This is a genomic window from Planococcus salinus, from assembly GCF_003719725.1.
GTDB classification, from domain to species: Bacteria; Bacillota; Bacilli; order Bacillales_A; family Planococcaceae; genus Planococcus; species Planococcus salinus.
Genome location: NZ_RIAX01000001.1, coordinates 174,780 through 195,993, shown reverse-complemented (window position 1 = coordinate 195,993; position 21,214 = coordinate 174,780). Strand labels below are relative to the sequence as shown.

The 21,214-nt window shown below is 50.7% G+C and carries 24 protein-coding genes and 1 other annotated feature; of the genes, 1 reads left to right on the top strand and 23 read right to left on the bottom strand.

Annotation, left to right across the window (positions count from 1 at the left end):
• The 12 genes from EEX84_RS00940 to EEX84_RS00885 all read right to left on the bottom strand — a co-directional run bounded on the left by EEX84_RS00940 (position 1) and on the right by EEX84_RS00885 (position 8,161).
• Positions 1–516 (bottom strand): Spo0B domain-containing protein, encoded by a 516-nt coding sequence (locus EEX84_RS00940; RefSeq protein WP_123163702.1) that lies wholly within the window; start codon positions 514–516, stop codon positions 1–3.
• A 100-nt stretch (positions 517–616) separates the two neighbouring features.
• Positions 617–910 carry a 50S ribosomal protein L27 gene (gene rpmA, locus EEX84_RS00935; protein ID WP_123163701.1) on the bottom strand — a complete coding sequence of 98 codons (294 nt, stop codon included), beginning with the start codon at positions 908–910 and terminating at the stop codon, positions 617–619.
• A gap of 13 nt (positions 911–923) precedes the next feature.
• Positions 924–1,253 (bottom strand): ribosomal-processing cysteine protease Prp, encoded by a 330-nt coding sequence (locus tag EEX84_RS00930; protein WP_123163700.1) that lies wholly within the window; start codon positions 1,251–1,253, stop codon positions 924–926.
• 3 nt (positions 1,254–1,256) lie between these two features.
• The gene (gene rplU / locus EEX84_RS00925) at positions 1,257–1,565 is read right to left on the bottom strand and encodes a 50S ribosomal protein L21 (RefSeq protein WP_123163699.1); all 309 of its coding nucleotides are present in this window, start codon (positions 1,563–1,565) and stop codon (positions 1,257–1,259) included.
• A 14-nt stretch (positions 1,566–1,579) separates the two neighbouring features.
• Positions 1,580–1,662 (bottom strand) — a sequence feature (ribosomal protein L21 leader region).
• Between the two features lie 176 nt (positions 1,663–1,838).
• A complete protein-coding gene (locus tag EEX84_RS00920) occupies positions 1,839–2,777 on the bottom strand; it encodes a nuclease-related domain-containing protein (protein WP_123163698.1) in 939 nt (312 codons plus the stop codon).
• Between the two features lie 55 nt (positions 2,778–2,832).
• Positions 2,833–3,633, bottom strand: coding sequence for a septum site-determining protein MinD (gene minD / locus EEX84_RS00915; RefSeq protein WP_123163697.1), 801 nt, complete (start codon positions 3,631–3,633; stop codon positions 2,833–2,835).
• Position 3,634: 1 nt separating this feature from the next.
• Positions 3,635–4,300, bottom strand: coding sequence for a septum site-determining protein MinC (gene minC / locus EEX84_RS00910; RefSeq protein WP_123163696.1), 666 nt, complete (start codon positions 4,298–4,300; stop codon positions 3,635–3,637).
• Between the two features lie 19 nt (positions 4,301–4,319).
• Positions 4,320–4,853 (bottom strand): rod shape-determining protein MreD, encoded by a 534-nt coding sequence (gene mreD / locus EEX84_RS00905; RefSeq protein ID WP_123163695.1) that lies wholly within the window; start codon positions 4,851–4,853, stop codon positions 4,320–4,322.
• Positions 4,850–5,734: a rod shape-determining protein MreC gene (gene mreC / locus EEX84_RS00900; RefSeq protein WP_123163694.1), complete on the bottom strand. Its 885-nt coding sequence runs from the start codon at positions 5,732–5,734 to the stop codon at positions 4,850–4,852. Before mreC ends, mreD begins: the two co-directional genes overlap by 4 nt.
• Positions 5,735–5,749: 15 nt before the next feature.
• Complete coding sequence (locus tag EEX84_RS00895) at positions 5,750–6,778, bottom strand: rod shape-determining protein (protein ID WP_123163693.1); 1,029 nt, start codon at positions 6,776–6,778, stop codon at positions 5,750–5,752.
• Between the two features lie 88 nt (positions 6,779–6,866).
• Positions 6,867–7,559 carry a RadC family protein gene (gene radC / locus EEX84_RS00890; protein WP_123163692.1) on the bottom strand — a complete coding sequence of 231 codons (693 nt, stop codon included), beginning with the start codon at positions 7,557–7,559 and terminating at the stop codon, positions 6,867–6,869.
• Positions 7,556–8,161, bottom strand: coding sequence for a Maf family protein (locus EEX84_RS00885; RefSeq protein WP_123163691.1), 606 nt, complete (start codon positions 8,159–8,161; stop codon positions 7,556–7,558). Before EEX84_RS00885 ends, radC begins: the two co-directional genes overlap by 4 nt.
• A 385-nt stretch (positions 8,162–8,546) precedes the next feature.
• Here EEX84_RS00885 and EEX84_RS00880 point away from each other — a divergent pair, with 385 nt between their 5' ends.
• Positions 8,547–10,073 (top strand): AbgT family transporter, encoded by a 1,527-nt coding sequence (locus tag EEX84_RS00880; RefSeq protein WP_123163690.1) that lies wholly within the window; start codon positions 8,547–8,549, stop codon positions 10,071–10,073.
• 485 nt (positions 10,074–10,558) lie between these two features.
• Here EEX84_RS00880 and EEX84_RS00875 read toward each other — a convergent pair whose 3' ends face one another.
• From EEX84_RS00875 to EEX84_RS00825, 11 genes are all read right to left on the bottom strand, one after another.
• The gene (locus tag EEX84_RS00875; RefSeq protein WP_123163689.1) at positions 10,559–10,777 is read right to left on the bottom strand and encodes a helix-turn-helix domain-containing protein; all 219 of its coding nucleotides are present in this window, start codon (positions 10,775–10,777) and stop codon (positions 10,559–10,561) included.
• A gap of 15 nt (positions 10,778–10,792) precedes the next feature.
• Positions 10,793–11,275, bottom strand: a complete 483-nt coding sequence (locus EEX84_RS00870) for a DUF2975 domain-containing protein (RefSeq protein WP_123163688.1) — start codon at positions 11,273–11,275, stop codon at positions 10,793–10,795.
• 165 nt (positions 11,276–11,440) lie between these two features.
• Positions 11,441–12,196: a prepilin peptidase gene (locus tag EEX84_RS00865; protein ID WP_123163687.1), complete on the bottom strand. Its 756-nt coding sequence runs from the start codon at positions 12,194–12,196 to the stop codon at positions 11,441–11,443.
• Between the two features lie 480 nt (positions 12,197–12,676).
• Positions 12,677–13,429: a pilus assembly protein PilO gene (locus tag EEX84_RS00860; RefSeq protein ID WP_123163686.1), complete on the bottom strand. Its 753-nt coding sequence runs from the start codon at positions 13,427–13,429 to the stop codon at positions 12,677–12,679.
• Positions 13,422–14,174: a PilN domain-containing protein gene (locus EEX84_RS00855; protein WP_123163685.1), complete on the bottom strand. Its 753-nt coding sequence runs from the start codon at positions 14,172–14,174 to the stop codon at positions 13,422–13,424. The genes EEX84_RS00860 and EEX84_RS00855 overlap by 8 nt, the downstream gene beginning before the upstream one ends.
• Before the next feature lie 2 nt (positions 14,175–14,176).
• Complete coding sequence (gene pilM / locus EEX84_RS00850) at positions 14,177–15,115, bottom strand: type IV pilus biogenesis protein PilM (RefSeq protein ID WP_123163684.1); 939 nt, start codon at positions 15,113–15,115, stop codon at positions 14,177–14,179.
• A 36-nt stretch (positions 15,116–15,151) separates the two neighbouring features.
• The gene (locus EEX84_RS16720; protein WP_123163683.1) at positions 15,152–15,640 is read right to left on the bottom strand and encodes a prepilin-type N-terminal cleavage/methylation domain-containing protein; all 489 of its coding nucleotides are present in this window, start codon (positions 15,638–15,640) and stop codon (positions 15,152–15,154) included.
• Positions 15,641–15,774: 134 nt separating this feature from the next.
• Complete coding sequence (locus EEX84_RS00840) at positions 15,775–16,986, bottom strand: type II secretion system F family protein (RefSeq protein ID WP_123163682.1); 1,212 nt, start codon at positions 16,984–16,986, stop codon at positions 15,775–15,777.
• Position 16,987: 1 nt separating this feature from the next.
• Positions 16,988–18,028 (bottom strand): type IV pilus twitching motility protein PilT, encoded by a 1,041-nt coding sequence (locus tag EEX84_RS00835; protein WP_123163681.1) that lies wholly within the window; start codon positions 18,026–18,028, stop codon positions 16,988–16,990.
• A gap of 3 nt (positions 18,029–18,031) precedes the next feature.
• The gene (locus EEX84_RS00830) at positions 18,032–19,690 is read right to left on the bottom strand and encodes a GspE/PulE family protein (RefSeq protein WP_192892892.1); all 1,659 of its coding nucleotides are present in this window, start codon (positions 19,688–19,690) and stop codon (positions 18,032–18,034) included.
• A gap of 21 nt (positions 19,691–19,711) precedes the next feature.
• Entirely contained in the window at positions 19,712–21,214 is a 1,503-nt protein-coding gene (locus EEX84_RS00825) for a VanW family protein (protein WP_123163680.1), read from the bottom strand.

Genomic DNA, 21,214 nt, shown 5'->3' with positions numbered 1-21,214 from the left:
TTATCCCTCCATCTGTGCGCTGAAAACAAACTTCGTTTCATTGGAAGCGCACGCTCTTACTACTTGTATATCTTCGGATTCCGGCATCTTCACATTCTGCCAGTCTCTTTCTATCTGCACCGATGCCACAAACTTATGAGAGTCGTTCGTCAAGGTGATCCGGCATTCGAGTTGGTCCACTGGATCCAGCCGCTGCCTTACCGACTGCGACAGCTGTTCCAGTGCATCAGCAAACTTTCCATCGGCCTCCACTGGTGCGCTGGTGGCCAGGCACTCCAGCCGGAAACGGATTTCCGGAAAACGCCATTTTGCCGTCAGCGCCCACGCTTCCGTTTGCGGTACGCCAAGACCGGCAAGCCGTTCCAATTGCACAGCCGCTTCGGCATGAGAGCGAATGATTGCCTGCACCTGTTCCGGTCGCCCCAGGTCCATATTCATCTTGACCAATTGCAGTTCATTCAAAAAATCGTGGCGCGCATGCCGAAGCGCTTGTGCCACCGTCATCGTGTCCCTCATAAGTCACACTCCGTGTTTTCTTCTTTCAGTATACCAAGATTATACGGCAATTTCCTGAAAAATAAAAAGGGCTGCAAAAAGCAGCCCTTTTTCTCATGTATTAAGCTTCTTGTGCTACAACAGGATAAACGCTCACTTTTTTCTTGTCGCGTCCGTAACGTTCGAAACGTACGATCCCGTCAACTTTAGCGAAAAGTGTGTCGTCTCCGCCACGCCCAACGTTTTCTCCTGGATAAATTTTCGTACCGCGTTGACGGTATAAAATTGAACCACCAGTAACTTCTTGGCCGTCTGCACGTTTAGCGCCAAGGCGTTTCGATTCTGAGTCACGTCCGTTTCTCGTTGAACCTACACCTTTTTTCGATGCGAAAAACTGAAGATCTAATCTTAACATTCTGTCCCACCTCCTAAGCTGTGAAGGTTATTTTAATATACTGCCCATAATCTTGCTCAATCGTTTTTAAGGAAACAATCATCGCCCGCACCAGCAATTGCACCTGCTCATCGATTTTCGTATCCAGGTTATCCGGAAAAGCCACTTTCAATAAGCCGCTGTCTCCCTGCTGAATATCCGGCTCAATGCCTGTCAGCTCCATGATGGCGTTCACTGCTCCAAAAGAGACAGCGCTCGCTCCGGCGCATACCAGATCCTGGCCATGTTCAGCAAAGTCCGCATGCCCTGACATTTCAAACGATGAAATGCGGTCGGCTGATTCTTTTACGGTTACTCGTATCATAACTTATGCGTTGATCGCGTCAACAGTCAATTTTGTGTATGGTTGACGGTGACCCTGCTTTTTACGGTAGTTCTTTTTCGGCTTGTATTTGAAGACAGTGATTTTTTTCGCGCGGCCGTTTTTCTCAACTTTCGCCGTCACGGTAGCTCCTTCAACAAAAGGAACACCCACTTTCGTGTCTTCTCCACCAACAAATAGAACTTTATCAAATGTTACAGTGTCGCCTGCTTCCACATCCAATTTTTCGATGTAGATTTCTTGGCCTGCTTCAACTTTGATTTGTTTACCACCAGTTTCAATAATTGCGTACATATCCTTGCACCTCCTCTAAGACTAAGACTCGCCTGCTCAGGTGACCCGCATTTCTGCGAATTCTTCAAGTACCCGATTCGAGCGGTTGTAGCACGGTGCGCTACAAACATAACAGTAGAATAATACCATGCGGCGGCGTACACGTCAATGGTTTTATTGGAATGAAGGGGATTTCCTGTTGAGGTGCGGAACATTCAGATTGAGGTGCGAAAACTTGGGTGTGAGGTGCGAAACTTCTGTGTCGGGGTGCGGTAAATCCGTTGCGGGGTGCGTTCAGCGATAAACTGCCCTGAAATACGCCTCCAACAGTTCCGGCCGAGGCACAATCCACCGCTTGCCGCGCTCATTTCCCTGCAATGCTGATTTTTCCAGCAGACGATAAAGCACATACTTATCTTCTACACCCAGCAGACGGTACGCAAACCCCGTCGGCAGTTCTTCACCGAACAAAACCGCAAATTCCTGCAGCGTCACTTCGTGTGCATCTTTTGAATACATTCCGCACCGTACGCAATGCCATTTTCGCTCACTTCGTATCATCGCGCAATTACGGCAGCTCTTGCAAGTAACTCCCAGTCGGATCTCATTCAATGAAACTCCGTAGCGCTCCAATAATTGTTTCCGAAAATCCCTTTTCGGCAAGCTGCGCAGTTTAGCAGCAAGAACCAGCGGATCCAGACGCTTTTCCCCTTCCGCAAGTTTTTCCAGATAAAAGGGCAAATAATCCAGCGAAACGACCGGATAATGTTTTGGCCCTTCCACCACTCTTCCGGAGCGGCTGGCAAGAACGATGATGCCGTCTACCGGAGCATGCAGAAATTTTTCCGCTGCCTTTACCGCCCGATGTAATTGCGATTCAGGATTTTTCATTCCTTCACGGCGGCCATCAATCATTCGATGGAATTGAAAGTTTTCCGTATCAAAATAAAACTCACCCGTCATATTCTTGACTTCCAATACACAAACAAACTTTCTGTGCAATAAAAGAATATCAATTTGTGCATATCCTTCTTTAATCGGTATATGTAAATCCTTCAGCAACATTGGACTTTCGGGTAATTCCAGTTCTTTATTTAACAATGCCAGCGTCCGCTCTTCCCCGCCAGCTCCCGCGAGAGCATTTTTCAATTCTCTTGTGACTGGGTTCCAAGCGGCATGATTCTTCGGCAAACGTTCAGCCAATATCATTCGTATCAGCAATTCATTATTCAACCCGCACCTCCTGGATTCTAAAAATCCTCCGCTATTTCAGCGGAGGATTCATTATTTATTTCGCAAAAACGGCTTTGATTTTCGAGAAAATGCTCTGGTTCGGTTTTTCCATGGTCATCAATGGCACCGACTCGCCGAGCAGGCGGCGTGCGATGTTGCGGTAGCCCATTGACGCCCGGTTATTCGGATCCATCACCACAGGTTCTCCGCGGTTTGAGCTGGAAATGACGCTTTCCTCATCCGCCACGATGCCGAGCAGGTCGATGGACAGGTGCGTTGTGATTTCGTTGACGTCCAGCGCATCACCGGAGTTCATCAGATGCTGGCGGATGCGGTTGATGATCAGTTTCGGCGGTTCGAGGTTTTCTTCAAGCTCGAGCAGCCCGATAATGCGGTCGGCGTCACGCACAGCTGAAATTTCCGGCGTCGTTACAACGATGGCTTTTTCCGCTCCGGCCACAGCATTTTTATAACCCTGTTCAATGCCGGCCGGGCAATCGATGATGACGAAATCATAATCTTCCTTCAGCTTCGTCACCAGCTCTTTCATTTGTTCCGGATTGATGTCATTTTTGTCCGAAGTTTGAGCAGCCGGCAACAAATACAAGCGGTCTTCAAAACGTTTGTCTTTAACAAGTGCCTGATGCACTTTGCAGCGGCCTTCCAGCACATCGACCAAATCGTAGATGATCCGGTTTTCGAGCCCCAGGATGACATCCAGATTGCGCAGGCCGATATCCGTATCGATCAAGCATACTTTTTTTCCTTGAAGAGCCAATGCAGTGCCGAGATTGGCGGTTGTCGTCGTTTTGCCGACGCCCCCCTTGCCTGATGTAATCACAATTGCTTCTCCCACACTAGCTTCCTCCTTTAAATGTTGAGATTTCCGGCCGTATAAACCGCAATTCCTGCAGACGGTCGATGATGATGCTGCCGTTAGTATGTAAATAAGCACATTCCATTTCCGGCTGTTCCGATAACATCGTCAATTCGTCAGTCATAGATTCAAGCGCATCATCTATTTTCAGATGCGTCGCTTCGAGCCAGGAAGCAGCGATGACCGCTTCCTTATTGCCATTCGCTCCAGCATGGGCATAACCTTTCAGGCGCCCGAGTACATAGACGTTGCCGCCGGCGATTACGCGGCCGTTCTGGTTGACGTCACCGACAATCACCAAATCGCCTTGCGCTTTGACCACCTGGCCGGAACGCACGATGCCGACATACGTTTCCGACTGGCGTTCCAGCACGCGGCGGTTGCATTCTTCCTCGGAAACGACGTCGTTGGTGATCGTCGTCACTTTCACATCCGAGTTGTCCTGGACGGCTGCTGTAATCTCCTTCGCCTGAGCTTCTGTATAATACCGGTATCCCAGATGCAGTTGGACTTCAGTAATGCCGTCCAGCGCAGAATCCGACACCTTTCCCTTCAACTCTTTGAGCAGATCGGCATACGCACACCGGTCATCGAGCTGCAGGACAAACCCTTGCTTCGTGCCTTTTATCGTAACAAGATTCTTCAAAAACGTGTCACCTGCGCTTTCATAAATATAATCCCGGAAGCTTGTCGCGTTCCGTCAAACGGGGCAGAATGGCTGATCTGAAGACCCAGCCAAGCATGATTAAAAAAACGAAATTCGTCATCACCGTCGGCACCAGCCGTGTTTCCAAAAAAACGGGAAGCGGCATGGACGTCAGGGAAATGAGGACGAAAAATTGGTAAAGGACAAACTCGAACAACGCGATCAAGCCGATTGTCAAAGCTGTCGTGACCAGTAAATTCTGTTGGATTGATTTGACGGCCTCTGCCGCCATCAAACACAGCATCGGGTATAAGAAAGAATATAACCCAATAATATCAATGAAAAACACATCATACAAGAGTCCGAAAAATAAACCGTATAATACCGCTTGTTTGCGGCTGTAGTAAATGGATACGAAAATCAGGTACATCAGCAGGAAACGCGGTACGACATAATAATAGTCATCTCCAAGATGGAGCGGCGAAAAAAGTCCGAAAACGGGTTCCAGAAAAAACAGCACCAAACCGATTGCTGGAATAAGTAGTCGGATCATGAGCCATCTTCCTCTGTTTGGCCGTTGTCTGCGGTATCAACTTCCGGCATGGTCCGGTCAGCGATCATGACATGATTCAGCATATTGAAATCAGCTGCCGGTTTGACGTATGCCAGTTTGGTCAAGCCGAATTCGTCAATCGTCACTTCCGTGATTTTACCGATGACAATTCCTTTTGGAAAAATGCCCCCCAGGCCACTGGACACCACCTGGTCACCTTCCTGTATATCAATATCAGCGTCAATGCGCTTCAACAACAATTCACGGCGTTCAGCGTCATAGCCTTCGATCAAACCAAAGACATCCTGTTGCTTGCCGAGCACCATCGCCGAGACACGGTAATTCGGATCCTGCGTCGATACCAGTTCGACCGTCGAAGTGGACGGTGTCGCCAAAATCACTTTGCCGACCAGTCCGCGCGCTGTCAGCACGGCCATATTTTGCGTCACGCCGCTGTCCGTTCCTTTGTCCAGGATGATTTTTTCTTCCCACTGATCCGGGTTCCGCGCAATGACGGTCGCCTGGATGGGGTTGTACTCCCGCAGATCCTCTTGTTTGCCGACCACTTCCCGAAGCTCGGCATTTTCCGATCGAAGGTCTTTCACTTCCGCCTGCACACCGGCGAATTCTTCGAGACGGGTTTTCAAATGACGGTTTTCTTCATATGTATTCAACAATGAATCCACATTATCAAAAATCCCCGTAACCACATGGGCCGGACGTGAAAACACCGTTTGCCCGGCGCCGACCACGTCTTTGATGATCTGTTCCGGCAATGAAACATTGGCGCGGTCACGAAGTGAAAAAGAAATCAATGCAACGAGCAGGATAACACCCAGCAGCAGTAAGATCAGCCGTTTGTTTGAAAAAAGTTGTGACATATACGGCAGTCCTCCTTATTTAATTGATTGCTGGCGTCGAATTTGATCCATCTGATCCAACGCTTTGCCTGTGCCGAGCACGACACAGTCCAAAGGGTTTTCCGCAATGACGACAGGCATCAGCGTTTCTGCAGCAATGACCTTGTCCAGGTTTTTCAGCAACGCTCCGCCTCCTGTCAGGACAATGCCGCGTTCCATGAGATCCGCTGACAGTTCCGGAGGGGTTTTTTCAAGCGTCTGTTTTAAACTGTCCAGGATGGCAGCGATCGGCTCTTTCATCGCTTCGGCCGTTTCTTCAGCTGAAATCTCGACAGTCTTCGGAAACCCGGTCACCAGATCACGGCCGCGTACAGCCATTTTGAGGTCTTTATCGGCATCAGTCATGATGCCTGCCGTTCCGATTTCCATCTTGATCGCTTCAGCCGTCCGTTCGCCGATCGTCATTTTGTATTTTTTGCGGATATATTGCGTAAGAGCCAGATCCATCGCATCACCAGCTACACGTACAGATTCACTGGCCACGATGCCGCCGAGTGAAATGACGGCCACTTCCGTTGTGCCGCCTCCAATATCGACGACCATATTGCCGACAGGTTCCCAAATCGGCAAACCGGCGCCAATCGCCGCAGCAAACGGCTCTTCGATGGTGAACGCCTGGTTTGCACCTGCCTGCCGTGCCACGCTGATGATGGCGCGCTGCTCCACTGAGGTGATGCCATAAGGGACGCAGATCAGGACAGTCTGTTTTCTCCACGACGTTCCGGCCGCTCTCATCGCTTCTTTCAAGTAATGGTGGATCATTGCAGTAGTGGTATCGTAGTCGGCGATGACACCGTCCTTCATCGGACGGATCGCGACAATCGAGGAAGGTGTCCGGCCAATCATTTTGCGGGCTTCGTTACCGACAGCGACAATGTCACCGGTAGCGGTATTTTTTACGACTACGGACGGTTCCCGGAGGACAATCCCTTTGCTTTTGCTGAACACCAATGTATTGGCAGTCCCTAAATCTATTGCTATATCTTTTGAGCCAAGTCCGAACACGTAACTTCTTCCTTTCCTGATCTATCGCTTACCGATAGATTGACACAATCCCACACATTATAACGGAAATGAAAAGAAATAAACAGTGCTACATGAACCCCTTTTCGTTCAATGAAATGAATTGATGGTCTCCTATGATGATGTGGTCGAGAAGTTCGATTCCGACGATGCTGCCGGCTTCCACCAGTCGTTTGGTCACGGCGATATCCTCAGGGGAAGGTGCAGGATTGCCGCTCGGATGATTGTGGGCGACGACGATCGAGGCGGCGGCACGCCTGACCGCTTCACGGAAAATTTCGCGCGGATGGACAATCGATGCATTCAGGCTGCCGACAAAAATGGTTTGCCGGTGCAGCACCTGGTTTTTGATGTTCAGGAACAGCACAACGAAATGTTCCTGCTTTAAGGAGGTCATGTCCGCCATCAAATAAGAGGCGGCGTCTTTCGGGGAGCGGATGGTGAATTTCGTATCGGTCTGTTTCGAGGACAGGCGGCGGCCAAGCTCGACAGCAGCCATCAGCTGCACTGCTTTCGCCCGGCCGATCCCTTTAATGGCAGTCATTTCTTCGATTGTTGCATCTTTCAATCCTTGTATCTGCTCAAAATGCGTCAGCACGCTGTTTGCCAGGTGCAGCACCGACTCCTGTTTCGTGCCGGTGCGCAGCAAAATGGCAATCAGCTCCTGATTCGACAAGCTTATTGCCCCTTGAGCAATCAACCGTTCGCGGGGACGGTCGGCCATATGGACATCGCGGATCATCATCGGTGTTTCCAATTTCATCGGACAGCGCCCCCTTCAAGGGAAATGTAGCCGGCTTGTGCCAGTTTCTGCGCCAGACTCGCGAGCGGCAGACCCACTACCGTATTGTAATCGCCGTCGATTTTCCGGACGAACAAGCCCGACACTGTCTGGATGCCATACGCGCCCGCTTTGTCGTACGGATCTTCCGTGCTGATATACGCCTCAATCCAGGATTCCGGCAATTCGTAGAAAGAAACTTTCGTTACTTCGTGGAATGACAGCTCGCTGTCTCCTTTCAACACGGTGACTGCGGTAATGACGTCATGGGTTCTGCCGGACAACGCCTGCAAATAGCTTTTCGCCTGTTTTTTGTTTTGCGGCTTCAACAAAATCTCCCCGTCCAAAACGACCACCGTATCCGATCCGATAACCACAGCATCGCGGTGCTGATCGGCCAGTTCTTTCGCTTTCAGCGCGGCACATTCGATGACATACCCCATTGCTGTCTGGAAATCGCCGGTATCCGGCTCTTCTTTGATGCTCGGCATGACGTCGAATCCGATACCGAGCGTTTCCAGCAATTCTTTCCGGCGCGGCGACTGCGACGCCAGGATAACAGGATGATTGGCAATAAATTTCATGATGGAGTTCCCCCTTTTTCATTCATCATACCGAAAATCGGCGGGACTGGAAATTGTTCCGGAAATCCAAAAACTGCTTTTGGCCTTGTGGCGCCGATCAAAAACAGGATTTGGACCCTTGACCTGACAAAATCCTGAAAACAGCTGGCCGCAAATAATTATTTTCACAGAATGCGCCAAGCCCACCATGACGGCATTCCCAATGTTTTTGTTAGAATAATTTTAATTGTAGTATTCTTTACACTAGTAGCACTTCGCCGATTCTCTTTATTCCATTAAAATAAAGGTTTATAATAGAAAACGGTTTTGAATATTTCAGAAAATTATTATCAGAGTATAATTTAATTGATGAAATGAACCCATTACATAGGAAAGGTGTTTTCATATGGCAACAAAACGAAAAGGGATATTCCAAAAATCCCTCGACCGCATCGAAACGATCGGCAATAAACTTCCCCATCCCGTGACGTTGTTCGCCTTATTGGCTTTATTGGTGCTCGGAATTTCCGCACTGCTGTCAAACCTGGGCATATCCGTCGAACATCCGGGTCAGGAAGGCGAAATGGTGGAAGTCAAAAACCTGCTGAATGCGGAAGGCATCCAATATATATTCGCCAGCATGGTCGATAACTTCATCGGATTCGCACCACTCGGCGTCGTGCTCGTCACGATGCTCGGAATCGGGGTTGCCGAACGCACAGGACTGATTTCCGCTATGCTTCGCGGCTTTGTCCTATCCGTTCCGAAATTCCTGATTACCGGCGGACTGGTATTCGCCGGAATCATGTCCAGCGTGGCATCTGACGCTGGATATGTTGTTTTGCCGCCACTCGGCGCTGTTATTTTCGCGGCGCTTGGCCGTCACCCGCTGGCAGGTCTTGCTGCCGCATTTGCCGGGGTTTCCGCCGGATTCTCCGCCAACCTGCTGCTGTCTGCCACAGACGCCATGCTGGGTGAATTGACGATTTCCGCTGCGGCGATCATCGACCCGGCATACGCGGAAGGCATGAACATCGCGATGAACTATTACTTCATCATCGCTTCGGTATTCCTGCTGACCGTCGTCGGGGCAGTGGTTACTGAAAAAGTCGTCGAACCGCGCCTCGGTGAATACAAAGGCGAGTTCCGCGAAGAAATGAACGGTTTGACTTCCCTGGAAAAGAAAGGTCTTATATGGGCCGGTCTTTCGTTCCTTGTCGGAGCCATTCTGACAGCACTTCTGATTGTTCCGGAAAACGGGGTTCTCCGTGCGGAAGACGGCGGCATTGTCCAGTCTCCGTTCATGAGTTCCCTGGTGCCGATCATCACGATCTTGTTCCTGATTCCGGGATTGTTCTACGGAATCGCCACGAAATCGATCAAGAGCGACAAAGACGTCGCTGCGCAAATGTCCGATACGATGGCTTCGATGGGCGTCTTCATCGTGCTGGCGTTCACCGCCGGCCAGTTCGTCGCTTACTTCTCGGAGTCGAACATCGGCATGGTGCTCGGCGTTTACGGGGCGGAAGCACTTGAAGCCGCCAGCCTGACGGGCATTCCTTTGATCATCGGGTTTGTCATCGTGGTCGGAATCATCAACCTGTTCATCGGGTCGGCTTCCGCGAAGTGGGCCATGCTTGCACCGGTCTTCGTGCCGATCATGATGCAGCTCGGCTACTCGCCGGAACTGACGCAGATGGCCTACCGCATCGCGGATTCATCGACCAATATCATCACACCGCTGATGACGTATTTCGCGATCATCATCGCATTTGCGCAGAAATACGATAAGAATATGGGAATCGGTACATTGATTTCGGTCATGTTCCCGTATTCCATGTTCTTCATGGCGATCTGGACGCTGATGCTGATTGTCTGGATGCTGTTCGGCATCGACCTGGGCCCTGCATCACCGATCCATTATTCGAATTAATGAAGAAACCTCAAGGAAAAATTTCCTTGAGGTTTTTCTATTGTAATTATTAAGAAGGTTTGCTGAAATCCCTCCAGGCGGACGCTTTCCGCGGGCGAAGCGCTGAGCCTCCTCGATCGCTTCGCTCACTGCGGGGTCTCATCACCCCGCTTTTCCGCAGGAGTCGCCGCTTCCACTTCAAACAGCGTTGTTCACTGATAAAGAATGACTTAGTTCCCGCGGGCTCAGGCACAAGTCTCCGCTGTTTTGCTCCATATCTTAAATCAGCTTCGTCCATATGTACTTTTTCCACTTTCAGCGGGGGACACCCCCACCGCGCCCCAGTGATGGACTCAATTGTCCCTCAAATTGTGGCCATCGCTGGGGCGCAAAGAATTTGATGCACTTTCCTCCTAAAAGATCGCTTTCAAAATACGAAAGTTGACAATTGGGACATAAAAACAGGCCATCAAAATTGATGGCCTGCTCCAAATGAGATGCTTATTTTATAATCCTTCTTCTTCACTTCTATACTCCAAAATATCCCCCGGCTGGCAGTCCAGTGCTTTGCAGATGGCTTCCAGTGTTGATAGCCGTACTGCTTTGGCTTTGCCGTTTTTCAGGATGGACAGGTTTGCCATGGTGATGCCCACTTTTTCGGATAGTTCGGTGACGCTCATTTTCCGGACGGCGAGCATCACGTCGATGTTGATGATTATTGCCATTTCATTCACCTCTGCTCAGACTATTAGATCGTTTTCCGCTTTTATATCGATTGCCTGCTGCAGCAGTTTTTGGAGAACGGCAGCAAAGACGGCGATCACCGATGATCCGAAGATGACGACCAGCCCCATTATAATGGCCGGTGCATCGTCTGCCATTGTCAGAAGGTACAGAAAAGGCATTTCGATTAGATACACCACGATGATAGCGATGGCGCTGTATTTGATTTTCTTCAAAGCCGCGACGGACATGTTCGAGAAGGCTTCGTTCTTATCGATGTAGGCCAACAGTTTCAGGGTCTGGTACAAAGCGAAGAAAAAAGGGATCATGCCAATATACATACCGATCAGCAGTGGATATTGCAGGTTCTCCAGTTCCGGCAGCGCCCAGTACGGAGAATTCGGGTCAAATCTCGATAAGCCGTAAATGCAGACAGCCAAAATCGGCAGTCCAATAAAGAAAATAGTCAGTTTCAGAAAAAACGTGGATCCCGCTTTCATAAAAAGCACCTCACTTACTGATTTTTCTTTGATTTTATCACCTTGTTTATCGAATTACAATAAACTTATATTGTTTTATTGTTAAATTTCATTCCTTCCGTCCACCAAAAAGGAAAAGCGCTTCTCTGGATAGAGAAACGCTTTTTCTTTACATAATTTTATTATTCAACTTAAAATCCCGAAATACCAGCCGAGCACTGCGTCTCCCCAGAAGTAGACGATGATGGCAGCTGCTGCGATGGATGGACCGAATGGCACCGGTGTTTTTCTTCCCTGCTTCCGGATGCGCAGCTGGATGATGCCGGCGATGGCTCCGATGAACGAGGCGAAGAACAGTGTCAGCAAGCTGCCGCTCAAGCCGACGACGAGGCCAATGACAAAGAACAGCTTGATGTCACCGCCGCCCATGCCGCCTTTTGACACGATGGCGATCAGAAACAATATCAGGAATCCGACTACCGCACCGACGAGGCTGTTCCACCACGGATCAAGCGGAATGACGAAGCGCAATACGAGTAGCACAACTGCAAACGGCAGCAGCACTTTATCCGGGATCAGCATATAGGCGATGTCGGAGACAGTGATGATGACCAAAAGCGACACAAACAAAATCGCAATGACAAGCTCGGCCGAAAAACCGAAAATCAGGAACGACGCCGCGAATAAAACCCCGGTGGCGAATTCCATTAAAGGATAAACCCAGTGGATTTTTGATCCGCATGTGCGGCATTTGCCCCGCAAAAACAAAAACGACAGCACCGGCACCAGATCGATGGCGGTCAGACGGCGGTCGCAGTTTGTGCAATGCGAAGGCGGAAAAGCGATCGACTCCTGTTTCGGCACACGCAAGCCGACCACGTTGAAAAACGAACCAAAAACGAGCCCGAATATGAAAAAGAAAACGGCATAAGTGATTGTCATCCTAACCCTCTTCACTGTTTGAATTTGTTTAGCGATATTCCGCAAAACAGCTCCGCTTGCGGGCCCACAGGATGTGGGTCATGCAACTGGCGCGACAGGACGTCGCGATGCCAGTTGCCGCGGGCTCAGACTAGAGTCTTCGCTGTTTTGCTCCATAACTTATATCATTATTATATTTCAGTGAGTATCACAATACTCCTACTCAACTCTTGAAGAAAGAGCGGAAGGCGGCGAAAGGCAAACATACTGCTCCTGCATCGCTTCGCTAGCTTCGTCGCAAAGGCATTGACCGAATTACTTTCGGCCAATACCTTTCCTGCGGGACCAGCGCGAGCCGAAGACCCTGGAGCGAGCAGAGCGAGTGAAGCGGCTGAGCGAGTGAAGCGGCTGAGGCCGTGCCCGCGGAAAGCGTCCGCCTGAAGCCTTTCTTCCGTTAGAAAAAAAGAGAAATCACAAGGATTCCTCTTTTTCTCCAGCAGTCTATTCGCCTGCTGACTGTTCTACATCTACATCCACATCAACCTGCACCTGTTCGTCTGCAGTGTCGTCTCCCTCTTCATCCGCCAAATCCGTGCCGTTGTTCTGCGGCATCGGGTTGGCTTTGTTGGCCGGCGGCGGTGCGTCGACTTTCGGTACGGTGTCCTGCAGCGCCACAAGATCCGGGCGGTAGAACGCCGAGAAGTTTAATGTGACACTCAAAGACTCCGGCTCCACGCCGCGCTGCGTGATTTCGGGGTAGCCGCCGAACGCGATCGAATCGATGACCATGATGCGTTCCATCGCTTCGATTTCGCCGATGAACGTCAGGATGCTTTCATAATCAGGCGCTTCCAGAGAAATCGAAGTCAGCACTTCCTGGATGTTTTCGACACCTTCCACCGGCTGCAATAATTCAAACGCGCCTTCTGTGAAATTAATCGATGTCACGAGCGACTCTGACAGCAGTTCCGCCTGTTCAATCTGCAAAACAATCAGGTCGGTTAACGGTTCGATGGCAACTTTCTGCTGGAGCTTGCTGATGCTGACCGGTTCGCCGTCCGGCAGTTCCGCGAGCTGGCTTTCCAAAGCCATCAGCACTTCCCGCTCGGAACTGAGCGTCTGTTCTGCCTGCTCCCTGGCGTCACGCGCCGGCGCATAAAGCGTGAAATAAGCATACGCCACCAGTGCCAGAAGAAAAACGACAGCGAGTATAATCAAGCCAAGTTCTTTTTGACGTTTTGTCAAACTACTCATTGACTTCACCCTCCGTTTCTTCAGGAGTGGTATCTGTTTCGGTTTCTACATTCACATCAACGTCCGTTTCCACATCGGGTTCTTCTTCCGTTTCCACTTCAGCCGGCTCTTCCGCTGCTTCTTCTTCAACCGCCGTGCCGTCGTCGGCTTCCGCTTCGCCTTCTGTCGGGATGCGGTCGTCGACGAACGTGATACTGTAAGTGGCAAGGTAGCGTGGATTTTCTACCATGCCTTCTTCCACCACTTCTTCATCTGAGGCGTTCGGAACTTCCGCAGTTGTAACAGAGTCAAGCGTCACTGATTCCAGCAGTTCAGAATCTTTCAAGTGCGTCAGATAATACGCGGCATCGCGGCTGGTGTCGAACTGGATGGCGAGTGAGGCGGAGTTCGGGCCTATGTAGGAAAAGCTGTTGAAAAAGCCGCGTTCCGGTAAATGGCTTACAAGTTCGGCGAGCAGCGGGATGGTGTCATATTCATAGCTTTCCGCCCAGTCGACCGTCACTTGCAGCTGCTGTTCTTCGTTCAGGCCCTGTGATGCTTCTAGCTGTTCGCGGATGGCGGCTTGTTGCAGGGCAACTTCTGCGGATTGTGCCGTCAGGTCTTCGTGTTCGGCCGCTTCTCCCCGAGCCATGAAAAACAGGACCGCCCAAAGGATGACGGCCAGCAGTAAAATGGAAATCGCCGCAATGAGAACAGCGGGTCGGTCCCGCTCTTTTTGCGGCAATAAGTTAATATCTACGAGCATGATTACACCTCTTTCAACGCAAGTCCGATGGCACGGTTAAAACGGACCGAAACGCTGTCTTCTTTGTCGGAAGGAATGGCCTCGACGACCAGCGGTTCCACCGGCAAACCGAAACGCGTTTCGAGCCTTTTCCGGAACGCTTCCCAGTCCTGGAATTCCCCGTTGCAGATGATTGTCGTGATGCCGGTTTCGCCTTCATTCATATTGTAGCGGTAGAAGTTTGCCAGCTTCTCGCTTTCCGCCTCGATCGTTTCCATGATCGAATCCGGATCGTCCGAAATCATTGAAGAACTGTCGAAATCGACCGGGCGCATGAACAATGGATGATGTTCATGGAAAATCGACACCGTCATTTTCGATGACTGCAGATCGATGATCATGATGTGTTCGTCTTCACCGATGTTATGCTGCAGGTATGCTAAGCGGTACAACGCGAGCGGTGTGATATCGGCGACGACCGGCTTGAGTTTCACTTCGTCGAAGATGTTTTCGTAATCCTGGACAACCGATTCCTTAGACGCGATGATGATCGCTTCCGGCTCGTCCGTATCGCGGTGGAACGGCACAACGTCAAAAACGGGATCTTCAAAAGGCAGATAAAGCGTCGACCCGATTTCGATAAAGAAATGGCCTTTCAATTCATCGGGTTCGACGTCTTCGGGGTATGGAACTTTGCGGATAATAACAAATTCGTCAGGGGCGAGGAAACGGACTGACTTTTTGGAAAGACCCCACTGATGAACAGCCTTATCGAGCACCGATTCCAGCGCTTGGGCGTCGGCAATTTTCCCATCTTCGATGATGCCTGCCGGAAGAGCCATCTCTTCCGCGCAGTTCAATTCGAGCGGGAATGAAGATTTCAAATCGACATGTCGAATCGCATCTTCTTCTATTGTAATCGTCACGACGCGCGCTTTTCTCGATAAAAACGATAAGGCCATTTTTTCAGCTCCTAAAAATCAAATAAAATATTATGCTTATGTTTCTGTTCCTGTTTCTGTTCCTGCTTCTGTTCCTGCTCCATCGCCAATAGTTGCGCCTCCATTTTGACGAATTTCACTAGAAGAAATTGCAGCATTAACTTCTTGGATTGTGGCATTATTAAATTCTATAGTGATGTCATCTCCCACAGTAACAGTGGTAGATAGACCAGGACCAGTTACTACATCGCCGTCATCTGGGATACTACCTGCATCATCTAAGAATCCCGCACCTTCTAATTCTTCCACTGTCAATCCGCCCTCTGCAGCAGCGATATCTCCTTCTTGTGCCTCATATAACGATGCAGCATTTAAAACATTTAACGCATCAGATTTCACAGCATCAATACGTGAATTCGTAATAATATTCCCAATCGCTGGTATTGCAATCGCAGCAATAATCGCGATGATAACGATAACTGCCAAAAGTTCGATCAGCGTCATCCCTTTTTGGTCTTTCAATTTTTTCTGTATAAACTTTTTCACCTTTGTATCCCCCTATAAATTGTCAATTTTATACTACAATGAGTACATCTTGATTATAGCAATTATGGCGCAATAAACAATAGGAATATATAAGAAATTAATGTAAATTTAAAATAAAAATTTACCATTTACTCCTACAATTGATCTACGTTTTGGAACATCTCGAACATCGGCAGCATGATGGACATCACGATGGTGCCTACAAGTGCAGCCAACACCACAATCATCAGCGGTTCGATTAATGCTTTCAGCCTATCGGTCTCTGCTTCCACTTCTTTTTCATAGAACTCTGCAACTTTTGCCAGCATGTGATCGAGCGACCCGGTCTGTTCCCCGATGGAAATCATATGCGGTATGAGCGGCGGAAATGCCCAGTGGTTCTTCATCGGTTCGGTCAGTGACCCTCCCCGCTCCAATGAATCGCGCGACGCCAGGATGACTTGTGACAGCACGGCATTGCCGACGACTTTTTCGGTCATGGTCATGGCCTGCAGAATCGGCACGGAGCTGGAAAACAGCGAACTGAGCGTGCGTGTCAAACGTGCAAGCGCCGCTTTTTTCAGGATTTTCCCGAAAATCGGCAGGCGCAAAAGCGACATATCCAGAATATACTGCCCTTTTTCATTGCGTTTCATGGCCCACAGCAAACCGGCGACTCCCAGACCGAACAGCACCAAAATATACCAGTACTGCATTGTGAAATCACTGGAAGCCATGACGATCTGCGTCAGCATCGGCAGTTCGCCGCCGAAACTTGAAAACATATCGGCGAACATCGGCACGATCGTCGACAGCAGGAAAATGACGACACCGATCGCCAGCACGCCGACGACGACCGGATAGGCCATCGCCGAGATTACTTTCTGGCGCGTCGTATACGCTTTGTCGTAATGCGTGGCGAGCCGTTCGAGCGATTCGTCGATATTTCCGGACAGTTCCCCGGCGCGGATCAGGTTGATGGTCAGCGGCTCGAAAATCTTCGGGTATTTGGCGAGCGAGTCGGACAGCGAATTCCCTTTCCGAAGTTCTTCGTCGACATTCGCCAAAGTTTTGCGCAGCGCTTTTGATTCGACCTGCTGCGACAGGATTTTGACGGCGTCGACGATGGTGACACCCGCCCGCATCAACGTCGAAAACTGGCGCAGGAACATGATGAACTGGTCGCGTTTGACCGGATTGCCGATCTGGATTTCGGTTTGCAGGCCTTTTGCTTCGAGTTCACGGATTTCGATGACGCGTATGCCTTCATCGCGCAGCTTCTCGACAGCGGCACGTCGGTTGTCGGCGACGGTGATGCCGGATCTTATTTTCTTCCGGTCGCGCCCTTCGTATTTAAAGCGGGCCACATTATTCCTCCCCTTCCAGATACGGCAGTGCGGTTTGACGGGAAATTTTGCCTTTCGTCAAAAGATCCTGTACCGTCGTCGCCATCATGTGCATGCCGGCTGCGCGGTTCGTCAAGATGACGTTCGGAATCTGGTGCACTTTTTCGGTGCGGATCAGGTTGGCGACGGCGGTGTTGTTGATCAGGATTTCGGTTGCCGCGACACGCCCTTTGCCGTCCGCTGTCGGCAGCAGGCGCTGCGAAATGACTGCTTTCAGGATGCCGCCGAGCTGCGTTCTTACCTGCGATTGCTGCTCGGGCGGAAAGACGTCGATGATCCGTTCGATGGTGGATGCGGCACTCGACGTATGCAGGGTCCCCATTACCAGGTGACCGGTTTCTGCGGCAGTGATGGCGGTCATGATGGTCTCCAGGTCACGCATCTCACCGACCAGGATGACGTCCGGGTCCTGACGCAGCGCCGCGCGCAATGCGTTGGCGAATGATTGCGTGTCAAAGCCAACTTCGCGCTGGTCGATGACTGATGAGCCGTGGTTGTGCAAATACTCGATCGGGTCTTCCAGCGTGATGATGTGTTTGGTCATCGTTTCATTCATGTGGCGGATCATCGCCGCCAACGTCGTTGATTTCCCGGAACCCGTCGGACCTGTCACGAGAATCAGTCCCTGATGCGTTTCCGACAGTGTTTTCAAGGTGTTCGGCATGTTCAAGTCATCGATGGTCGGGATTTTCGTCGGAATGGTCCGGAAGGCGTGCGAAATATTGCCGCGCTGCTGGAACGTGTTGACACGGAAACGGGCGACGCCTTCTATCTGGTAGGAATAGTCCATTTCGCCTTTTTCAGTGAAGTCGTCCCATAGTTTTTCCGGCATCAGCGTTTTGGCGATTTCTTTTGACAGTTCCGGACTGACCGCCTCCTGGCCGTAGCGGCGCAATGTACCGTGCATGCGGAAAATCGGTGGAATGCCCACCGTGAAATGGATATCCGAGACATTCAATTCCTTGGCTGCAGTGAGTACTTTATCGATATAGGTAGTAGGCATAAGTTATTCTGCCATGGCAACGCGCAGAACTTCTTCTGTCGTTGTCATGCCCTCCTTCACTTTTGATAATCCATCATCGATGAGAAAGATGGTGTCGTTCTTGACGGCGATGTTGCGGATTTCCGCAGCCGTGCCGTGGCGGTTGATGACGTCTTTCATTTCATCATCGACGACCAGTACTTCATGGATCGCCATGCGTCCGCGGTAGCCGGTCATATTGCATTGCGAACAGCCTTTGCCGCGGGCGATGATGTCGATTTCGATGCCGCGTTTAGCGAAGATTTCCTGTTCACGGGGTGTCGCCGGTTCAATCTGGCGGCAGTCACGGCATACTCTGCGGATCAGACGCTGTGCGACGACGGCGTTGAGCGACGCCGTCACCAAAAACGGTTCGACGCCCATATCCATGAGACGCGTCACTGAAGCGATCGAGTCGTTGGTGTGGATGGTACTGAGCACCAGGTGACCGGTCAGTGACGCACGGATGGAAATGTCCGCCGTTTCCTTGTCCCGGATTTCCCCGACCATGACAATGTCCGGGTCCTGGCGGAGAATCGACCGCAGCCCAGCCGCGAACGTCAGTCCGACATTCGAATTCACCTGGATCTGGTTGACGCCTTCGAGCTGGTACTCGACCGGGTCTTCGACGGTGATGATATTGACTTCTTCGTTGTTCAGTTTATTCAACGCGGCATACAACGTTGACGATTTCCCAGAACCGGTCGGACCCGAAATCAAGATGATGCCATTGGGCTTTTCGATTTCACGCAAAAAGCGCTGCATGTTCCTGTCGCTGAAGCCGAGGCGTGTGATGTCAGTCAAATTGGCACTCAAATCCAGAATCCGCATGACCAGCTTCTCGCCGAACACCGTCGGCAAAGAAGATACCCGCAGATCGATGGCACGAAAATCGACTTGTGTTTTGATGCGCCCGTCCTGCGGCACACGGTTTTCCGTGATGTCGAGGTTCGCCATGATTTTGATGCGGGCGGTGACCATCTGCTGCATCGACTTCGGCAGCGTCCGCTCGGTGTGCAGCACACCATCAATGCGGTAACGTACGAGCACGCGGCTTTCCTGCGGATCGAAGTGGACGTCACTCGCTTTGCGCGTGACCGCTGTGGATAAAATCTGGTTGACGAGGCGTACGATCGGCGCATCGAGATCCGTCAATTCGTCCTGCTGTTCTTCCGTCACCTGCGGCAGTTCACCGAGCAATTCATCAAATGATTCGTCTTCATAGTATTTAGCCAGCGTTTTGACGATATCTTCTTTTGACGCGATCGCTGGTTCAATCTGGAAACCGGTCGTCAGCCGAAGATCATCGATGGTAATGAAATCCATCGGGTCGGTCATCGCAATGTACAATTTATCGCCTTCCCGTTTCAGCGGCACCAGCAGATTGCGCTTGGCGAATTCCTTCGGTACGACGTTGAACAATTTCGGGTCGAACGGATAGCCGAAAAGCGACACATGCGAAATGCCCAATTGTACTTCCAGCGTCTCGATCAATTGCTGCTCCGTGATCAAGCCCCGCTGCAGCAGCGCATCGCCCAGTTTCTGGTCATTTTTTTTGTCCTGCAGCGTTTCTTTCAAGTCGTCTTCCGTCAACAGCCCCTGCTCGATTAAAATATCACCCAGTCTTCTTCGTGTGATGGCCATGACTATTCCCCCTTGCTCATGTTACGGATTGATCAGCGAGCCGCCTTTGTCGTACTGCGGCTGACCGGATTTCACTTTGTAGTCGGTATCATCTGATCCGGCATCTTTACCACTGTTTGTCCCAGTGTTTCCATTGTTATTTGTTCCTTCGTTTCTGTTATTGTTTGAGTCCGTGTCTCCGTCATTACCAGAGCCGGTACCTGTACCGGAATTCGAATCGGCGCCATCCTGATCGGAACCGTCGGAATCAGAATCAGTGGAATCGGTGCCGTCTGTATCCGTATCCCCGTTTTCATTGCCATCGGAATCGGTTGAATCATCGTTCGGATCTGAGGAGCCGTCCGTTCCTGTAGTGTCTCCGTCTTCTGTTGCGGAGTCGGAAGGTGCTGCAGCAAGCGGAAAGACTTCCACGCGGTGAACCGGCGGGTAAAAATCAGTGGATACCGTTTCGGTTTCGATTTCGATATTTTCCGATGTGATGGTGCGCAGCGTTTCGACGCGTACACCGTCGGAACCGGGCTCTTCCACTACTGATCCGTATGACACAAATGCACTGAACTGCTTGATCAGCCGCGGTTCGACGGTTTCTTCTGGGCCGTTGCTGATGGCATAGGAATAGACGAACGGATAGCCCGTAAACGACGCCGTCAGCACATCCCCCGTCAAATCCATGTTCAACGCGAACGAGCTGTCGTTCGTGTTGGTAAAGACGAAGTCGACGCCGAGCGGCCGGTTGATCGCCGCTTCCTGACCGAGCGGCACTGTCGCCGGAACTTCTTTTCCGATGCTCCGTTCATCGACCAAAAAATTGGTCTGCAGAACCGCTCCGTAAATGGCCGATGCCACTTCCGTCAATTCACGATCCGTCACGGTTCCGTAACTAAGCTCCATCAGAAAGTCCAAAAAGGAGAACTGGGCGCCCGCTTCGATTTGATGGCCGTCCAGTCCAGCGACGACATCTGCGATCCCCGGACTTTCGAGATTGTGTGTAAAGCCGGCCTGTGCCACTGTTTCACGGTTCAGCATGGCGGCATCGTCACTGATCGTTACGCGTGTTTGCTGCTGGCCGTCACTCAGTGCCTGTTCGAGTTCTGCCGTGATGGCTGCGACCTGGTCGTTTGTAAAGTCGTTGACCGGGAATTGCTGCTCTAAAAATGTGCTTGTAGTAGTTTCCGACAGTTCAAAAACAAAACCGTTTTGCGCGCCGTCTTCCGCCTGCTGCACGGTTTGCTCCACTGAAATTTTTGCATTATCAAGCGGATAATCAGCGGTCGCGTCCTGATAGGTCACCAGCAGCTCCGAGGATTGACGCCAGGATTCAACATGACCGCGGAACAATGCTTGCGCTTCGGTCACGTCCATTTCTGAAACGTCCGTCGTGCCGATATAAGTGTTTTCTCCGAACGTTTGCGTCGGGAACAACCAGCGGTCCACCGCATACGATCCGGCATTGGCGACGCCAAACAATAAAAGTGCCGACGATAATATTGCTAAAAAGGTCAATCCAAAAACTTTGTTATCCAA